The following is a 16274-nucleotide window of genomic DNA, read 5'->3' on the forward strand; positions in this document are numbered from 1 at the left end:
TCGCGTCCGGCCGCGCTTCGGTCAGTGCCTTGTAGAGCGGGTGCTGATCATCGCCCTTGACGGACACTTTCGAGAACATCGGGAAGGTGACGTCATAGGTGAGCGAGCAGAAGGCGGCAATCTCTTCCTCGGTGCCAGGCTCCTGGCCTTTGAAATTGTTGGCGGGGAAGCCGAGGATTTCCAGGCCATCACTATTCTTGGCGCGATAGAGCGCCTCCAGCCCCTCATATTGTGGCGTCAGCCCGCATTTCGAGGCGACATTGACGATCAGCAGCACCTTGCCGTCGTAGTCGGCGAGCTGGGTAGGCGCGCCGTCGATGCGGGTGAGGGGAATGGATTGGATATCGGTCATGGGAGGCTCCAGGTGGGTTCGTGGTCAGGTCCGTTTTCACATCAGGTCGGCGACCGTTGCGGTCACGGCCGCCCATCTTTCATCCCTCATGACCTGCTTCGCCCGACGATGAACCTCCGGCGAACCGCGATGAACTGCCAGCCTGTATGCGCCGCGATCAGCCCCAGATGCCCTGGGGCGCCTTCAACATGACGGCGACGGCAACGATGCCAAGTAGCGTGAGGTAAATTGGCCCGTAATCAGCCAGCCTCTCGCGCTGGACGAAAATCAGGATTGCACTGAGGATCGGCCCTTCGACAGTGCCGATGCCGCCAATGACGGCTGCCGGCTTCACATGTCTTGGACATTGCTCTCCTCCCTGCACGTCGCGCCCGAGCGCCGCATCTCCTGCAAGGACAATGTTGGGATTGGCGATCAATGTCAACAAAATTATTATATTTCGGCAAACTCAAACATTAAAACACGACATATTGTCATTTTTTCGTCAAACGAAGATCAAGAACCTCGTCTTGGCAGCAGCTTTCCGACGAGCATGCCAGCGGCGGGCGTAAGTGTCATAATCAGCCGGCGCTCGATGGCTTCGCTGCTGTCAGCGCCCCGGACAATCACACTCATGCTCGCATTGATCGCCGCTTCAGGGCAGGATAGCGGCACGGAGATGCCGACGAGCCCGTGATCGACCTCACCGCGCGTAATTGCATAACCCTGTCTTCGAATGCCGACGAGTTCGGTCGCGATGTCGTCCAACGCTGCACCGATACCGTCCTCGTTTTTGAGGATCCTGCCGAGCCTGGCGCGCGGCAATTGCGCCAGGATCACCTTGGACGTCGCACCGCGCAACAGGGGCATCGGCCGGCCGCGCTCATAGCTAGTCGCAATATCCACGCCCGGCGTGCGGCCGTCGGCGACGCAGATCACTTGGTCACGGTAAAGCCGTGCCAACACGACGACATGGGGGATGGGAGCCGCGTCAAGGACATCCTGCAGAACTGGTTCACCTTCGCGGATCAACGGATCACAAAGACGCAGGCGTCGATCGAACTCGATGAAGGCGGCGCCCAGCCTATAATGTGCCTCGATCGAGGGATCGAGAAAACCCTGCCCCACCAATTCGCGAACCGTGCGGTAGACGGTGCTAGCCGGTACCTGCGCGGCATCCGCCATTTCCTGAATAGTCCAATCCGGCTTGCCTTCGTTGAACAGTCTCAAAATTTCGATAAACCGATCAAGCCCAGCCATCACATTCCTCAAAATCACTGAATTCACGACAGGTCAGAGAACTCAAATTGCCACTTGAGGTCACCATAAGTCAATCCAGAGGGACCGCTATTAAAAGCTGAATATTGAATGCGCTACGCGCGTGCAGTCACGACACGACCGGCACYTTGCAATTGGGAATGCCAATTTCTCACAGGCGCCCGATCCGGGTTTGCCGACTTGCGAAAACTGTTGCTTGGAAATCTGCGGAATCTTACGACCGCTGACTTAGGATGCGCCCAACATTGACTTTGATCCAATCAACCAATCGTTCGACATGCTCGGCAACTTCTCGAGGTACCGTGGCAAGCAGACACCGCGCGATCCAACTACTTAGAATTAACGCTACGGACTATCGGACCGACACCGGTCGAACTCTGGAACCATAGAATTTGGGAAGTGTTGGAGTTGAACGGGATCGAACCGCCGAATCCCCCATTGCAGCAAGCTATAATGCTGGATTCCCTAGTGAAAATTCCGGCTTTTGATTTTCAACGTATCGATATGCAGGTCCGGAACGAAAATATCCCTCGGCTTGACCGCCGACACCCGATCTCGCGAATCCGGGCTGCCCGGTGACCCATGGGCGAACTCGTCGCCGCGGCCCGTCGGCAGCTTGAACTCCCCGTCACGATCCGCGAGTGCGGATAGAGGGCCTGTTGCAAAGATTTGTGTAGGTCACAATTCTTCGGAGTAAACCTTCATTTTCATGCTTTGTTAACCTGTTGAAGTCCGAAGAGGCGCGCAAGCAGATCGTTCTGATCGTGGACAGTCCAGCCGCCGGAAAAGCCGAAGCCTTTCCTCAGCCAAAGCATCGCCTCGAAACCAGCGATCGTTCGCCGCGCCGTATGGAAGGACTGGAAACCACCGATTTTCGGGATGTTCTTCTTCACCCGGAAATGGTCACTCTCGATGCCTTGCTGAAGATGCTTGGTGACATAGTGGACGGGGTCCGGGCGCAGCAGCCCATCATCAACTAAAGTTTTGATCGTCGACGGAAAGGTGTTGGCGCCATCCGTGCCGATCTTCCGCGGCGATAACAAAGGTTCTTCTTTCAGCATTTTCCGGAAAAAGCGCTTGGCAGCGTCAAGGTCACGCTTTGCAGTCAGCAAGAAATCCACCGGCTTGCCGTGCTTGTCGATGGCCCGGTATAGATACCGCCATTGACCCCGAATTTTCACGTAGGTCTCGTCAACGCGGATCGAACCACAATGCGGTTTCCGGAATTGGCGCAACCGCTTCTCGATCATCGGCGCATAAGCCAAGACCCAACGGTTGATCGTGCTATGATCGACCTCGAAGCCTCGTTCGCGAAACATCTCTTCCAGATCTCGATAGCTGAGCGGATATCGCAGGTACCAGGCCACTGCCTGCATGATCAGCCATGCCTCGAACTGTCGACCTTTGAAATCGTCCCTCGACTGGCGCTTCAGCTTTTCGACAATGGCATTCAGAATCATGACACGGAGCTCCAAAATAGGAGCGCCGTTTCATCAGCCAAATTTCAAAACCGAGTTAACAGCAAACTTTGCGACATGTGTGGACGGCCTCCGTTTGGCAAGGATTATTTTGGCGTTTTGACAGGTTGGTCGGTTGCAGGCATGTGTCCGGCCTTTGATTGCGGCCTTTCAAAGACTGCCGCTGGCCATGATGAAGTCCGCAGATCAGGTTCCATACAAGCCCCCGCGCTTTTCGCGCTCGTCGCAAAGCGGATTATCCCGATCCGGGTTTCGACCCTTGTCATCACACCATCAGCACCTCACCAATTCGTTTGGCCTCAAGAGCCCGCGATGCGTTTTGTCAGTTCATCGCGGTCCTGAAGCTGGTCTCTTTCGTCATCAAGGCCCAGACGATCCGCGCCATCTTGTTGGCCAGTGCGACAGCMGCCACTTTACCCGGTTTTCGCTCCAGCAATTCCGTCGCCCATAGTGTCGAGGCAGCTTTCGACTTGCGACTGAAGCGCAACACTGCAGTTGCCCCAATCACCAGCAAGCGGCGGATGTAGGGATCGCCCTGCCTCGTGATCCTGCCAAGACGCTCCTTGCCGCCCGAAGAACTCTGCCGGGGAACGAGACCGATCCACGCCGCAAGTTGGCGGCCTGAATGAAAACTTGAGACATCCGTAATCGTCGCTGCAATCGCACTGGCCGTAACCGGCCCGATACCCGGAATTGTCGCCAGGCGCTGGCTTAAGGCATTCGCACGGTGCCATTCGAGTATCTGCCCGTCCATCTCTACGATGTTCGTGTGAACATGGCGCAGTTGATCGCACAGGGGAGACAAAGCCCGTCGGACAATCTCCGGGATCAAGTGCTGATCGGTGTCTTCGATCAGTGCCACCGCATCCTTTACGCCCATCGGCCCAAGCCGGGCCGCAATGCCAAGTTCCGCCAGGTGAGCGCGCAACGCATTGATCAGCATCGTTCTTTGGCGAACAAGCAGCTCTCGGGCACGGTGCAGCATCAGCACCCCCTGCTGTTCCTCGCTCTTAACCGGCACAAACCGCATCGTTGGACGTTGAACCGCTTCACAGATCGCTTCCGCGTCTGCGGCATCGTTCTTCTGCCGCTTGACATAGGGCTTCACATAAGCGGCTGGCATCAGCTTGACCTCATGCCCAAGAGCCATCAGATGACGCGCCCAATGATGCGCGGTCGCACAAGCTTCGATACCAATCAGACAAGGCGGCAGACTTTCGAAGAATCCTGAAACCTCGCTGCGGCGAAGCTTCCRGCGCACCACCACAACACCTTGTGCATCAACTCCGTGAACCTGAAAAACGTTCTTGGCTATATCAATGCTGACTGTGACAACTTCCTTCATGGACGGTCCTCCGATTTGCGGCTCCTAACAACCGCATTATGGCACCTCACGTGCCGCGGTAGGAGGCCGTCCACCTCATCAAGGCCTGTCTGGGGTTCGGAAGGCACACGCATTTCGCTCGAGCTTTTTTCAAGCCGCGCACGACTATTGTCCGCAAGCGTGGCACAGGCATTGATTGATCGACGAGCATTCCATCCCTTAAGTATCGATACGACGAGAACTTCGGAATTTGCTTTCGTGCGCCTGCCGTCAGAGGATGAAATCCCCCTTTACCAAATCCAGACGATTGCCGTACAGCACGATCTCCATGTCGGCGGCCTTGTCGCTGTCCGTGTCGACCTCGACGATGGTGTCGCCGCCATCATGGATGTAGCGCACCTCGCCACCCTTGCCGTCGAACTTTTCCTCGCCGATGAAGTCAAGATGGCCTACGCCGGCGAGTGCACTTAGGTCGATTGTGTCTTTCGACGCGCGGGAGAAATCGCGGATCGTGTCTTCGCCATCCGCCGCGCTGGAATCGTTCACATGTTGGAACACGAAACGATCGCCGCCGCCGCCCCCGATCAGAGTATCCTTGCCGAGGCCTCCCAAGAACGCGTCGTCGCCCAGCCCGCCTTGCAGCCTGTTGTCCAGGTCGTTGCCGACCAGATGGTCATCGCCGTTTCCGCCAATGGCATTCTCTATGTCCACGCCCGCGGCGATTGTGAAGCCGCCGACGATACCGATGAGATGTGATGCGAAGCCACCAGCAGACGGCCCGGTAAGATTCGCTGGGCGGAGGTCGATATTGCTGTTGGTCGAGGCCCCTTCCGCGCTGATCGTGTCTTTACCGTCAACATCCCAGATAGAGGACCAGCCCGTCCCTTGGCTGTTTGCCTGGGGCAGCAAGTAGGTTGTGTCGCCGTGGCCTGTGTCCGTATTCTTGCCGTAGAGCGCCTGCAGCGCGGCGATATCGAAAGCGCCGAGCCCAGCGGGGCCGCCAAAGTGGTCGCTCGGTGCCGGATCGCCTGGCCGAACACCACGGTTGTACGACATGACAGTGAGGTAATCCAGATCCCTGTTGGTAGGGAATATGGTACGGYCAGGCTCGCTGCCTCCGTCATGCGAATGAGCAAGGCCAAGGCTATGCCCCAGTTCGTGGACGATGGTTTGAAACCCCGCCCCGCCCGGCTTGAGGAACTTCCAACCGGGGACATCAATGTTGAAAAACTGCCACAAATGGCCGTCCGATACTTCGGCTGGCACCTCGGAAGCACCCGCCACAGGCTTTCCCCCAAAGGTCGGGAGATCGTGTGACGCCCAGAAGGTCAGATTGGCCTTGGTTGCTGAACTCACCTCGCGAAAGTGCAATCCGGTGACTTCAGAATAGAGGTCCAGCGCAGCCTTGAAGGCATTCTCCTCGTCTGCGCTCCACGTGCCGACCTTGCGGTCGCAGTCGAGCAGGTAAGTTTCGCCGTGAGAATGCACGGCGTCCTTCACCTGCGCTTGCGAACCGAAGCTATAGGTGATTGTCCTGCCCTTGGCCCAAGCGCCCCAGCCCCAGATGAGGGAATCGAGAAACTCATTGCCGGTCGGCTTTCCGCTCAGCCCTGTGCGCACTTGCGAGCTGGCATCCTGAAAGGTGAGTTCGACACCGGTCGGGAGGCCGTCTGCGCCGCTGTCGGTCGACTTGATGGTAAAGGTGCCGTTCCGATAGGCGTGGTCAAGCTTGTAGTTCCACGTTGTCCCATTGGAGAAGGTAAGGATCAGGTTTGAGCCGCGTATCTCCGTGTGGGCGAGGCCGTCTGGAAGGTCGGCAAAATCGAGATGAATCGTATCGCCCGCTTCCAGGCTGCCGATCACGCCCTTGAAATCATCAGGGTTCGGCTTATCGAGCTTGAGCACCGCGCGGGTCTCGCCGTCGAAGACCACATTGCCGCTGAAGCTGCCGGTGACTTCGAGTGTCGCCAGATCATCGATATGCGCTTCACCCGTTCCCGACACCGAGGCGTCGAGCTTGAGCACACCGTCCTTGGCGACGATCGTGCCGTCGTTGACGATCGTACCCGAATAACCATCCGCGGTTGTCGTGCCCACTGTAACCAGGCCGTGGCCGGTCAGTTCGCCCTTTGCCTTGATCTCGATCCGGTTGGCCGTGCCGGCGCCGTCTCCGCCGATCACCATTCCGCCGCCACTGTTGCCGCCGACGGCCAGGACAGCACTGTCTATGCCGTCGCCCTTCAGCGTGACGCTGGTCGCGACGGTGGCGACGGTAGCGCTGCCGAAGAGGGATTGGACAACCATCGAGCCGTGGCCGCCTTTATAGTCCCATTCGCCGCAGAGTTGCTCGTCGGCATGAGCCGGGTCGGGATCGGAGCCACCCAGAACCAGGCTCTTGGCTTTGAACTTGCCGTCACCAACGTCGATGGAGCCCTCACCCTTGACGCCGACCTCCACCGCGCCCGCAGTCAATTGTCCCCCCGTCATGAAGATCGAGCCTTCGCCGGACTGCTGCTTGCCGAGGACCAGCGTCTTGAACGTTTCGGTGCCGCTGACCGACAGATCGCCCTTGCCCTTGACGCCGAGGGTAACCGCGCCATTGGCGGTCAGTTGCCCGCCGACATCGATGTCACCCTCGGAGCCGGCCTGCACGCCAGCCTCGACCTTGTTGACAGTCGCCTTGCCACCGACGACATTGATGATGCCCTGAGCTGTCTTGCCGATCACCGCGGTGCCGGTAAGCTTCAATGTGCCGCCAGTGCCGACATGCAAGCCCATGAAGGGGCCAAGGCCATTGATCGCGTCGATCAGCACGGCTCCGTCGATTGTCGTCGTCCCGCCTGTCGTTGTGTCGAGTACGCCGCTCGATTGTTGGAGATTGTCGCCACCCTTGTTCAGCGCGGTAAGCTGAAGCCCGCCTTTAAGGTTCAACGTGCCACCGGTATAGACCGAGGGGTCGTTCCAGCCGACCTGCACTATGCCCGCGCGACCTGTGAACGAGGTCGCGCCGGAGACTGTCACGGAGCCAGCGTAAACACCAAGAGGGCCAGCGGCAATCGTGAGCGTCTTTGTCGTCACGGTGGCGCCGTAGTTATACAAATTGTCACCGCTTTGCAGATCGACTGCGGAGACATCCAGACTGCCGCTGGTCGCGCTGATACGGCCGTCAATGTGGGTTGCGGCAACCTGCGCGCCGCTGATAGTGGCGCCGATGAGCGTGCCGACATTGACCTGGCCTGCGCCGAGACTTACCTCCGAGATTGTGCCGGCCGATATGCCGCCGACGACAACACCGATGCCATTGATGCTTGCAACGGATTGTCCGTTGGCGTTGAGGTTTGAAATAAGAGTGACACTGTCGCCGGCGCCAGGAATGCTTTGATCCGGGTCATCGGAATAGTGCCAGGTTGCAGGGTCGGTGAAATCACCGGRCTGGACCTGTGTGTATGCGGTCGTCGCACCCTCCCGCGCTGGACCTCAAAAGCCTCCAGAAGCTTACCAAAAATAAACAGCTCCGTCATTTGTGACTAAGCACGGAACTTTGGCTCTGACGCATATTTGCCGAAGCGGAATGCTAGATCGCGCCGATCAATCTCGCCTGCAGCAAATCGAGTGTGATTATGCGAGGAACTTTGACCCCTTTCGGGAGGAGCATGCCAAGCTGTTTTGGGGGTGGCCGTGAGTTCGCGGCCTGGCTGGGCCTTGTCCCCAGACAGCACTCGACCGGTGGTAAACCAAGGTTGGGCACTATTTCCAAAATGGGCAACAGGCACCTGCGCAAGCTTCTTGTGGTCGGGGCGCACGCCGCGCTTTACCGGATGAGAAAGGAGAGCAGTGACACGCCCTTGGCGAACTGGGCGCGAGACTTGCTGTCGAAGAAGCCTTTCAAGCTTGTCGCGGTTGCTCTCGCCAACAAGATCGCCCGCATTGCTTGGGCGATCATGGCGCGGAACACGGACTTCCAGCAAGGCCCCACCACTGAAGGCCGAGCCTCGGCTTGATAGCGATAATGGCCTTGAAGGGCATCACAGTTGGCGGAGTGACAATGGCATGATGTGACAGCGAAAGCGGAATGGGCCGCACGAACCGAAGAACCCGTGGCATCGTTTAGCGCCTCAAAGCGCGGTAAGTTGATAGGGATCGGTTTGAGCGCAAAACATCAGGGCCAGCGGTCGCATCAAACCGCGCTTATAGGCCGGAGACATGACTGCACCCGACCCGCCAAGCTCAAATATCACCTAAATCACCTTGCCAAGCGGGCGCCATCCAGACATGACGATGCCGATCCTCGACATGCAGGCCTCCAGCGGCGACCGCATCGACCTGCATCTGATCGACGCCAACGAAGGCAAGGGCGGCAACCAGATATTCGCCTTCATCGGCACCGACAAGTTTTCCGGCCATGGAGGCGAGTTGCGCTACGAGAAGGCCGGTAGCGACACCTGGATCTATGGCGACACCGATGGCGACAGGAAGATCGACTTCACCGTGCATCTCGACAACGCGATGGCGCTCAAGGCAGATTATTTCGTGCTGTAAGCCTGGAGGTTGCCGAACAGGAGGCGGGTCAATTAACAGGATCGTTCTTGCCGTCATCCTGGTGATGGCAGCAGCCATCGGATACGTATCTCGAGGACGGCCGCACGGTCGACAAGACCTCTAACGGCGTGCCGCATGTGGAGCTGACCTAGGGCCTTTCATTGTTAGACGGAAGGCTTTAGATGCGACACGTCCTAAATCAAGTCTGCATAGCTGAAATCGCCTGCCGCGCCGGTCTTGGCGAGCACAATGCCCGTCTCGAACACGTCGTTGTTGTCGATATCCATGATCAGGAAGCCGATATGTTTGTCGCTGTTGTAGAGGTAGGCATAGGCTATGTCGGTGCTGGGCGCCGTTGACTTGGCGATCGCCGCGGCCTCCTCGATCGTGTCGACGTCGCCGGATACGGCTGCAGCGTAAAAATTGTTTGCGGTGCCGGCAATCTTCGTGTCGATCTTGTCGTCGACGGACCAGTCGCTGATTGTGTCTGCCTTGCTCGTTGTCAGCGTGCTGCTGTCCGTAAAAAGATAAACGAAGGTGTCGCTGCCCGCACCGCCGGTCAGGATGTCGGCATCCATACCGCCCGTGAGCACATCCTTGCCGCTGCCACCCAGAAGAGTGTCCTTGCCCTTGTCGCCGGCCAGGATATCGTCGCCGGCGCCGCCATCCAGAATGTTGGCTGAATAGCTTCCAAGTAGTTTGTTGTCGCCGGCGTCGCCCGTGGCATTGCCCTTGCCAAACGATGTGATGGTGATGTTTTCGATGCCCTTGTAGTCGGCAAGGTCGCGACCGATCAATGAGGAGATGGTATCGTTGCCGTCGGAATCCCTGATCGTGTCCGTCGTATCGTCCTTGAGCGAGTAAGTATCGTCGCCGCCGCCGCCAATGAGGATGTCCGCGCCACCCCCGCCACCGATGTAATCGTCCCCATCGCCGCCGTGAATGGTATCGGTGGCGCTGCCGGTTGAAATCGTGCAGCCGTTGGAGGGACCGAAAATGAGGTTGTGGCCGTCGCCACCCGTGATTGTGCCGAGTACTTCTCCGGTCCGGCTGCGGAAAACATTGCTTCCGTTGCCGAGCACGACATTGCCATCTATCGTGCCGGTGTTGCGAGCGACATTGTTTCCGTCGCCGAGCACGACATCGCCATCTATCGTGCCGCTGTTGTAAGTGACATTGCTTCCGTCGCCGAGCGCGACATTGCCATCTATCGTGCCGCTGTTGTGCGTGACATCATCTCCGCTGTACGAAATGAGATCGCCGGTAATCGCTCCACTGTTTTTGGTGGTATTTGTACCGTCACCCAGCTCCACATCACCGAACACCGTCCCGGTATTGTTAAATGTATCCGATCCGCCTTCGAGTTTTATTCCATGACCATAGGTTGCAGAGATCGTGCCGCTGTTGTTGAGAATCRTATCAAGGCCATTTTCAACAACTACCCCGTAACTTCTCACCCAGAAACCTTCCTGCGGATATTCCTGCGGAACATAGTAATCCCTGTTGGATGTCAAAATGGTTCCGCTGTTCGTGATGTGATTTGTATTGTCGACAGGAGTGTCTGTTCCAAAACCATAACCGAAGTAGATGGCGCTGTATCCGAATTGAAGATTTCCATGGTCAACGGCACTTATGGTGCCTGAATTGTTTATCTTGTTACCGCCGCCATACATATTGATGGAGTTAAGGAGGCCGCTGCCTCCTATTAGGATTATATTATCCACCGACGAATCAAAGACTGGGCCGTTGACGGTGCCGACATAGCCGTTGATCGTGAGGACGTTGCTGCTGGAGTTCAACGCGATCGCACTCAGAACCGAGCCTGTGTTCGTTACGACCACGAGGCTTGAATCGTCGGTCACATCCAGATAATCAATAGTTGTGGTAATCGGGGGTTGTGTGGCCATGAATTCCTCCTGCTGCTGTCGAGGCGACCGAAGTGCACCACCGGATGGGTTGCTCGAATGTTGTGTAATTAACGGGCTCGTCGCAAACGTCCGGCTAAGTGGAATTGCTCCTCGGGAGAGAAATGTCCGGTCGTTTGCGTTCCTACTACGACAGCATGAGGTTCCACGGCACGAGCAGACAGAACCTGTCGCTTTGTACTTGTCAGTGCGCGTTTTACGTCGGGAACAGTTGTCAGTGGTTTTATGCCACCACGCCGGACCCGTAATGAAACTCCAATGAAATTTTGCTGAGAATTGAGAGAGCGGTTCTGAAGATGGGGTGAAAGTACGTGGAATTTCAGGGCATTTGCGATTAAAGACCACGCTCAGGCGTGTCGCGCTTATGGGAAATTCCGTCCGACCGGGATTCTATCAAGGCCAGGGTGATGGCCAGTGGCGGTATACGATCTAGCCGAGACCGTCGTCATCAAACGCCTTCCCCGCATCAGGCGTCTCTGTCGCGCACGCTTGGCAGGGATTTGCACTAGCAGGCTGTTGAAGAAGTCAGTCGCGCTCGCAAACGAAGCCTGAATCGTCACCGTTATGGATGTAGAAATGCCCGACGAGGCGGCCGGCGGTGCCTATCGCTGCCCATCCGCGACCGCAGGCTGGGTCGTTTTCGTCTTGTCCTTCCCACGAGAATTCGGCGCAGGCCGATTCGTCGCGAGCTCCATAGCGGACGTCAAGGAAGCCCTTGAGTGCGCCGAATGCGATTTCACCGTCCGCCGCGCCGTTGAAGGTGAGATGCGCCTGCTCGACGAGATCGAGGAAGTCACTGTCCCAATTGTCCATCTCGACGATGCGCCAGCGGCCGGCGAAGACTTTGGCGAAGGCTGCAACCCTGGCCATCAACTGGTCTCCGCCATCAGTTTCGGCAACCGCACCAGGTCATAAGCGGCGGCTGCGAAAGTGAAGGCCCATCCCACACGGTCGCAACCACGGAACTTCGTCTTGTCCTGCCCCGCCACGGTCTTGATCCAGCCGAACGCTTCCTCGATCCGCTTGCGGATACGCAGGCTGACCCCATAGCCGGGATGGCGCGTCGTGCGTCCATCGATCGCCGAACTGCGGCCACTCGTGTTCTGCGCCACATGCGGCGTCACCCGCATCGAGCGCAGTTCGTTGACGAAGTCCCGCGCATCATAGGCCTTGTCGGCTCCAAGTGTGATCGCACGTGGCCTATCGGCGCGAGGCTCGATCATGTGCAGTGCAGCCACCCGCTCGGCATGCCCACCTGCCTCGGTCAGGCAGGCATCGACCAGCAGGCCATGGCGGTTCTCCATCAGTCCGTGGCCCATGAAGCACAGCTTCGTCTCCTTACCCTTGCCCTTCCTGTAAAGCTTGGCGTCCGGGTCGGTCGTCGAGGCATGCGTCTGGTTGGAGCGCTTCTCGCCATGGAAATCCGCTTCCGCATTCCGACCGCCGCCACCGGTCGGCGGGGCACCGGAACCGTCCTTCGACCCTTCCTTCGGCTTGACGCTCTTCATCGACGCCCAGGCCTCGATCAGTGTGCCGTCGACAGAGAAATGGTTGGTGGACAACAGCCGCTTGACCTTGGGCTGGATCAGGATCGCACCCAGGAACTTCGCGGCGATGTCGCCTTCGAACAGGCGGTCCCGGTTCTTCGAGAAGACCGAATGGTCCCAGGCCGCATCGTCAATACCGATGCCAACGAACCACCGGAATAGGAGGTCGTATTCCAGCCGCTCCATCAGGAGCCGTTCGGATCGGATCGAATAGAAGGCTTGCAACAACATGGCCCGCAGAAGCTTCTCTGGCGCAATCGACGGCCGCCCGATCGGCGAGTAGAGCGCCGCAAACTCCCCTTCCAGCGCAGCAAGCGCTTCGTTCACGATCAGCCGGATCGCCCGAAGTGGATGATCGCGGCGGACCCGATCCTCAAGATCGACATAGCTGAAGAGTTCACCCGTCCTCACATCGCCGCCGCGCATCCATGATCTCCGAATCCCACAGAGCAGTGAATCACGACAATGCACCGGAGGCGAGCGGCTTTTTCAACAGCCTGCTAGGTTAGAATTCTGGAACACCGCCAGCCCTGAGCCCATCCACAATTCTCGCCAGTGTATTCTCGCTGAACGGCAGGGTTTCGGCAACTTTGACAATTGTAAGGCCCGGATATGCGGCGATGAGATTTTTGCATTCGTTCCGAGCCTCCTCTATCCTTCCCTCTAGCGCCAAAGCGCTCACCAACTGCCGCAGTACCCAATGCGCATCAGGGTGCTGGCTGAGACCTTTACGTGTCGATTCAATAGCTTGGCGATAATCGCCATTCACAAAATGTGCGGCACCTATCCCGATGTGACAAATGTAGTTCATGGGGTCAATCGGGCTAAGTCGGGAGAACCGTGCAAATTGCTGAAACGCTGTCTCGGTCTGTTCACGATACACATTCAGCCATCCGCTGCGCATCCAGGCCCAGGCGGAGTTGGGGTCAAGCGTCCTTGCGCGTTCCAAATGAGCCTCGGCGATTTCGAAGTCGCGTGCAAAGGAATGAGCGGCTCCCAGAACTGCCAACACCAAGGGATCGTCGCCGTTCAGGCCAACTGCGCGTTTCGCAAGTCTTAGTCCCTCATCCCTGTGTTCAGCAGGATCATCGGTCCAACTGTAAACAGCCTGCTGTTCAAGACACCATGCCTTGAGCGACAACGCCAGGGCATAAGTGGGTTCGATGGCCAGCGCTTGATCGAGCAAGGCGACCGCGTGCGTATTGTCTTGCCGATCGAGGGACCAAACCAACGGGAATGCCCTGAGCACGAAATCATATGCATCGAGGCTTTCGGGTCTTTTGCGCCGGCTGCGCTCGACCTCAGCCGAAAGAATTGAGGGCTGGATCGCCCCGACCACCGATTCCGCCACTCGGTCCTGGAGGTCGAAGATTTCCTCTAAGTTCCCGTCGAAGCGGTTCGCCCAAAGTTGCGTGCCGGTAGCGCCGTCGATCAACTGACCACCAATCCGAACACGGTCACCGGCTTTTCGCACGCTGCCCTTGAGGATATAGCGGACACCGAGTTCCCGTGCGATGCGGGCAGCATCAAAAGATTGGTCTTTATAGGTGGCACTGGAACCGTATGCTGCGACGAACAGCCAGCGAAGGCGGGACAGTGCGGAAATGATTTCCTCAACGATGCCATTGGCGAAATAGTCTTGCCCTGGATCATCGCTGAGATTGTCGAAGGGAATAATGGCAACGGATGCTTTATCACTAATAACCGGGAATAACGCTATCACTTGACTGGGAGAGCGAAGCTTAACCTCATCGATGATGTACCCACGTCGCATGACTGTACGGATGAGACCTTCGCCTTCCAGCCCAAGGGCCTTACGGATATCCTTCATGCATTGCGTCAGGGAATCGTCTGAAACGCTGATGTCGGGCCATACCGCCTCGACCAATTCATCCTTGCTGATCACTCGTCCCGCATGCTCAAGCAGGTAGTGGAGGAGCGTAAGCGATTTTGGCCTCAACGAGACTTCCATGCCGCCCCTTTGCAAACGGCCGCGTTCAGGATCAAGCGTGTGCCCGGCAAATTCAAACATGCAATCGTCTCCACACACGGGATGCGACATTTAGTCCCGGTATTGAGAGCATGCATTAATGATAGCGGCAAGAGTTTTTTAGTGTATCGAAATATAGCGGCGCGGTTCTCCTTACTTGTACCCGTAGAAAATTGCATGTCCTGCAATCATCCAAGCACAGTCGACCCTACGCAGTCCTGCCTCACGGAGCCATTCTAGTTGCTCGGCTAGCGAAGACGGCTTATCTATTGGCTGAGCGTCAGGATAACGGAAATAATTCCAGTTTAGGCGCTGGAATTCGAAAAAGGCCGCCATATTACCGTCGATCTGCCGTGACCTGGTTTGCACGGCATCGTCCCATTGACGAGCGGCAACGGCCAGGCCCTGGTCGGATGGAGGTCGCACTATGTCGGCAATGATCAAGACGCCGCCGTCGGCGAGAGCGTTTGCCATGTCCTGGTAAAGAACTTGTTTTTCTTGTGCATCAAGATGATGGATCGACAGAGAGGAAACGATCGCGTGCGGTGGCCGCTCGAATTTTCGCCATCCGAGATCGGCGAGATCGAACTCAACAACCTTAAGTCTGCCACTTGCCCCGCAAGTCTCAGTCGTTCTGCGCAGCATTTCCGTCGAGCCATCAAGCGCCAGAACTTCACTTCCCTCGAAACGGTCTAACATTGCCTTGCTCAAGAGCCCGCTACCAGAACAGAGTTCGATAAACAGCGGTGACTCTGGCACAGGGTCCATGAGGTCGAGGACGACCGCAATTTGCTCCTCGCGCTGCGGGACAAAATAATTGCCGTAGTCGAGAAAGCTACGGGAGTGGCCTTCTTGCCAATGAGGTCGCTGCGCTAGCATCATTAATCGATCATTCCTGTTAGAAAGTTCCGCTGCTACATTATCCTTCGTCGCGCATGGAGTCGTGAAATTCGGGTGAAATTTGCCTGAGAGTTTCTGATCCTCCAACTCGCAATGGTGTCGATCGGATCATCTGAAGATTGCCCGTTGTCTCGTAGTCGCCGGCAAAGCGGACATGACGGACCACAACTATCGATTGACAGTCGCAATCGATGGCACGGTCGACGGCACCAATGCCGACAATCGTTATGCGATCGATAGCTCGGGGGCCAACAACACCCTGACCGTCAACGGTGAGGTTCTTGACGGCCTAAACCCTGCAATGCCCTTTACTGCAGTGCACGCGACAGGCGCGAACTTTGTTCTGAATGTCGGATCGACCGGCGTGCTGTACGCGCCCGGCTGCGCCCTTCTCAGCGGGCCCGACGCGACGGTCAACAACAGTGGTTTGATCGTCGCAACCGACGGTAACGCGCTGGAAATGGAGGGGCAACGCGCGGAGGTCAACAATTCGGGGAGCATTTTGGCCTTTACTGGCGCAGTCTTCAGTGCTCATTCGCTCAATCTCGTCAATGACGGCCGCATCAACTCCCCGGGTGGTGAGGCAGTTCTGATCGACCAGTTCTCTTCCCAGGCGAGCGGGCATGTTGTCAATCATGGCTTGATCAGAGGGGGCATCGATCTAGGTGACGGCGGCGTGGATCATGTCGTCAATACCGGAACGATTATCGGCCATATCGATACCGCAGGTGGCGACGATCTGATTGATCTGCGGGTCGGGTCTTTCGCCGGCACGATCTACTCAGGCGCCGGCGATGATACGATCTGGACCAACAGCGCCAAGAACAAGATATTCGAAGGCCAGAACAACGGCACCGACACGGTTGTTGATTTCCACTGAGAACTGACCCGGCATTTCCACCGAGATTTGACCCGCCTTTTATGTATGTTTCTGGTCTGTGTTCGTGGTCAAGGTCTTGGTC

13 protein-coding genes and 2 pseudogenes are annotated in these 16274 nt (G+C 57.3%); 3 read left to right on the forward strand and 12 right to left on the reverse strand.

Annotated features, from left to right (window positions below; translation table 11 throughout):
* From AC1D06_RS37195 to AC1D06_RS37225, 7 genes and pseudogenes are all read right to left on the reverse strand, one after another.
* Positions 1-352: glutathione peroxidase (locus AC1D06_RS37195; protein ID WP_477990675.1), on the reverse strand; the 352-nt coding region annotated here is incomplete at its 3' end.
* A 157-nt stretch (positions 353-509) separates the two neighbouring features.
* Positions 510-776, reverse strand: coding sequence for a hypothetical protein (locus AC1D06_RS37200; protein ID WP_477990676.1), 267 nt, complete (start codon positions 774-776; stop codon positions 510-512).
* A 71-nt stretch (positions 777-847) separates the two neighbouring features.
* Positions 848-1591 carry an IclR family transcriptional regulator gene (locus tag AC1D06_RS37205; protein ID WP_477990677.1) on the reverse strand — a complete coding sequence of 248 codons (744 nt, stop codon included), beginning with the start codon at positions 1589-1591 and terminating at the stop codon, positions 848-850.
* A 483-nt stretch (positions 1592-2074) separates the two neighbouring features.
* Positions 2075-2269: pseudogene (locus AC1D06_RS37210) on the reverse strand (hypothetical protein); the annotation flags it as partial.
* 47 nt (positions 2270-2316) lie between these two features.
* Positions 2317-3069: an IS6 family transposase gene (locus AC1D06_RS37215; RefSeq protein ID WP_477990678.1), complete on the reverse strand. Its 753-nt coding sequence runs from the start codon at positions 3067-3069 to the stop codon at positions 2317-2319.
* A gap of 340 nt (positions 3070-3409) precedes the next feature.
* Positions 3410-4432: an IS110 family RNA-guided transposase gene (locus AC1D06_RS37220; RefSeq protein ID WP_477990679.1), complete on the reverse strand. Its 1023-nt coding sequence runs from the start codon at positions 4430-4432 to the stop codon at positions 3410-3412.
* 249 nt (positions 4433-4681) lie between these two features.
* Positions 4682-7489 carry a M10 family metallopeptidase C-terminal domain-containing protein gene (locus tag AC1D06_RS37225; protein WP_477990680.1) on the reverse strand — a complete coding sequence of 936 codons (2808 nt, stop codon included), beginning with the start codon at positions 7487-7489 and terminating at the stop codon, positions 4682-4684.
* Between the two features lie 500 nt (positions 7490-7989).
* On the opposite strand from AC1D06_RS37225, the pseudogene AC1D06_RS37230 reads away from it, so the two are divergent.
* Positions 7990-8412, forward strand: a pseudogene (locus AC1D06_RS37230) (transposase); the annotation flags it as partial.
* A 271-nt stretch (positions 8413-8683) separates the two neighbouring features.
* A complete protein-coding gene (locus AC1D06_RS37235) occupies positions 8684-8950 on the forward strand; it encodes a hypothetical protein (RefSeq protein WP_477990681.1) in 267 nt (88 codons plus the stop codon).
* 194 nt (positions 8951-9144) lie between these two features.
* Here AC1D06_RS37235 and AC1D06_RS37240 read toward each other — a convergent pair whose 3' ends face one another.
* The 5 genes from AC1D06_RS37240 to AC1D06_RS37260 all read right to left on the reverse strand — a co-directional run bounded on the left by AC1D06_RS37240 (position 9145) and on the right by AC1D06_RS37260 (position 15294).
* The gene (locus tag AC1D06_RS37240; RefSeq protein ID WP_477990682.1) at positions 9145-10857 is read right to left on the reverse strand and encodes a hypothetical protein; all 1713 of its coding nucleotides are present in this window, start codon (positions 10855-10857) and stop codon (positions 9145-9147) included.
* 543 nt (positions 10858-11400) lie between these two features.
* Positions 11401-11745: a hypothetical protein gene (locus AC1D06_RS37245; protein WP_477990683.1), complete on the reverse strand. Its 345-nt coding sequence runs from the start codon at positions 11743-11745 to the stop codon at positions 11401-11403.
* Entirely contained in the window at positions 11745-12848 is a 1104-nt protein-coding gene (locus AC1D06_RS37250) for an IS5 family transposase (protein WP_477990684.1), read from the reverse strand. Before AC1D06_RS37250 ends, AC1D06_RS37245 begins: the two co-directional genes overlap by 1 nt.
* Before the next feature lie 79 nt (positions 12849-12927).
* Positions 12928-14454: a winged helix-turn-helix domain-containing protein gene (locus AC1D06_RS37255; RefSeq protein ID WP_477990685.1), complete on the reverse strand. Its 1527-nt coding sequence runs from the start codon at positions 14452-14454 to the stop codon at positions 12928-12930.
* 111 nt (positions 14455-14565) lie between these two features.
* On the reverse strand, positions 14566-15294 hold the full coding sequence (locus tag AC1D06_RS37260) for a class I SAM-dependent methyltransferase (RefSeq protein WP_477990686.1): 729 nt from the start codon (positions 15292-15294) through the stop codon (positions 14566-14568).
* A 172-nt stretch (positions 15295-15466) separates the two neighbouring features.
* Between AC1D06_RS37260 and AC1D06_RS37265 the strand changes: the two genes are divergently transcribed.
* The gene (locus AC1D06_RS37265; RefSeq protein ID WP_477990687.1) at positions 15467-16192 is read left to right on the forward strand and encodes a hypothetical protein; all 726 of its coding nucleotides are present in this window, start codon (positions 15467-15469) and stop codon (positions 16190-16192) included.
* Positions 16193-16274: the final 82 nt, after the last annotated feature.

This window comes from Rhizobium sp. P2_G2 (genome assembly GCF_056403555.1).

Bases quoted from the DNA above. Each gene is read 5' to 3' on its own strand.
- AC1D06_RS37235 (WP_477990681.1), top strand. From the start codon at position 8,684: ATGACGATGCCGATCCTCGACATGCAGGCCTCCAGCGGCGACCGCATC.
- AC1D06_RS37265 (WP_477990687.1), top strand. From the start codon at position 15,467: ATGACGGACCACAACTATCGATTGACAGTCGCAATCGATGGCACGGTC.
- AC1D06_RS37255 (WP_477990685.1), bottom strand. From the start codon at position 14,454: ATGTTTGAATTTGCCGGGCACACGCTTGATCCTGAACGCGGCCGTTTG.
- AC1D06_RS37250 (WP_477990684.1), bottom strand. From the start codon at position 12,848: ATGCGCGGCGGCGATGTGAGGACGGGTGAACTCTTCAGCTATGTCGAT.
- AC1D06_RS37260 (WP_477990686.1), bottom strand. From the start codon at position 15,294: ATGATGCTAGCGCAGCGACCTCATTGGCAAGAAGGCCACTCCCGTAGC.
- AC1D06_RS37205 (WP_477990677.1), bottom strand. From the start codon at position 1,591: ATGGCTGGGCTTGATCGGTTTATCGAAATTTTGAGACTGTTCAACGAA.
- AC1D06_RS37215 (WP_477990678.1), bottom strand. From the start codon at position 3,069: ATGATTCTGAATGCCATTGTCGAAAAGCTGAAGCGCCAGTCGAGGGAC.
- AC1D06_RS37245 (WP_477990683.1), bottom strand. From the start codon at position 11,745: ATGGCCAGGGTTGCAGCCTTCGCCAAAGTCTTCGCCGGCCGCTGGCGC.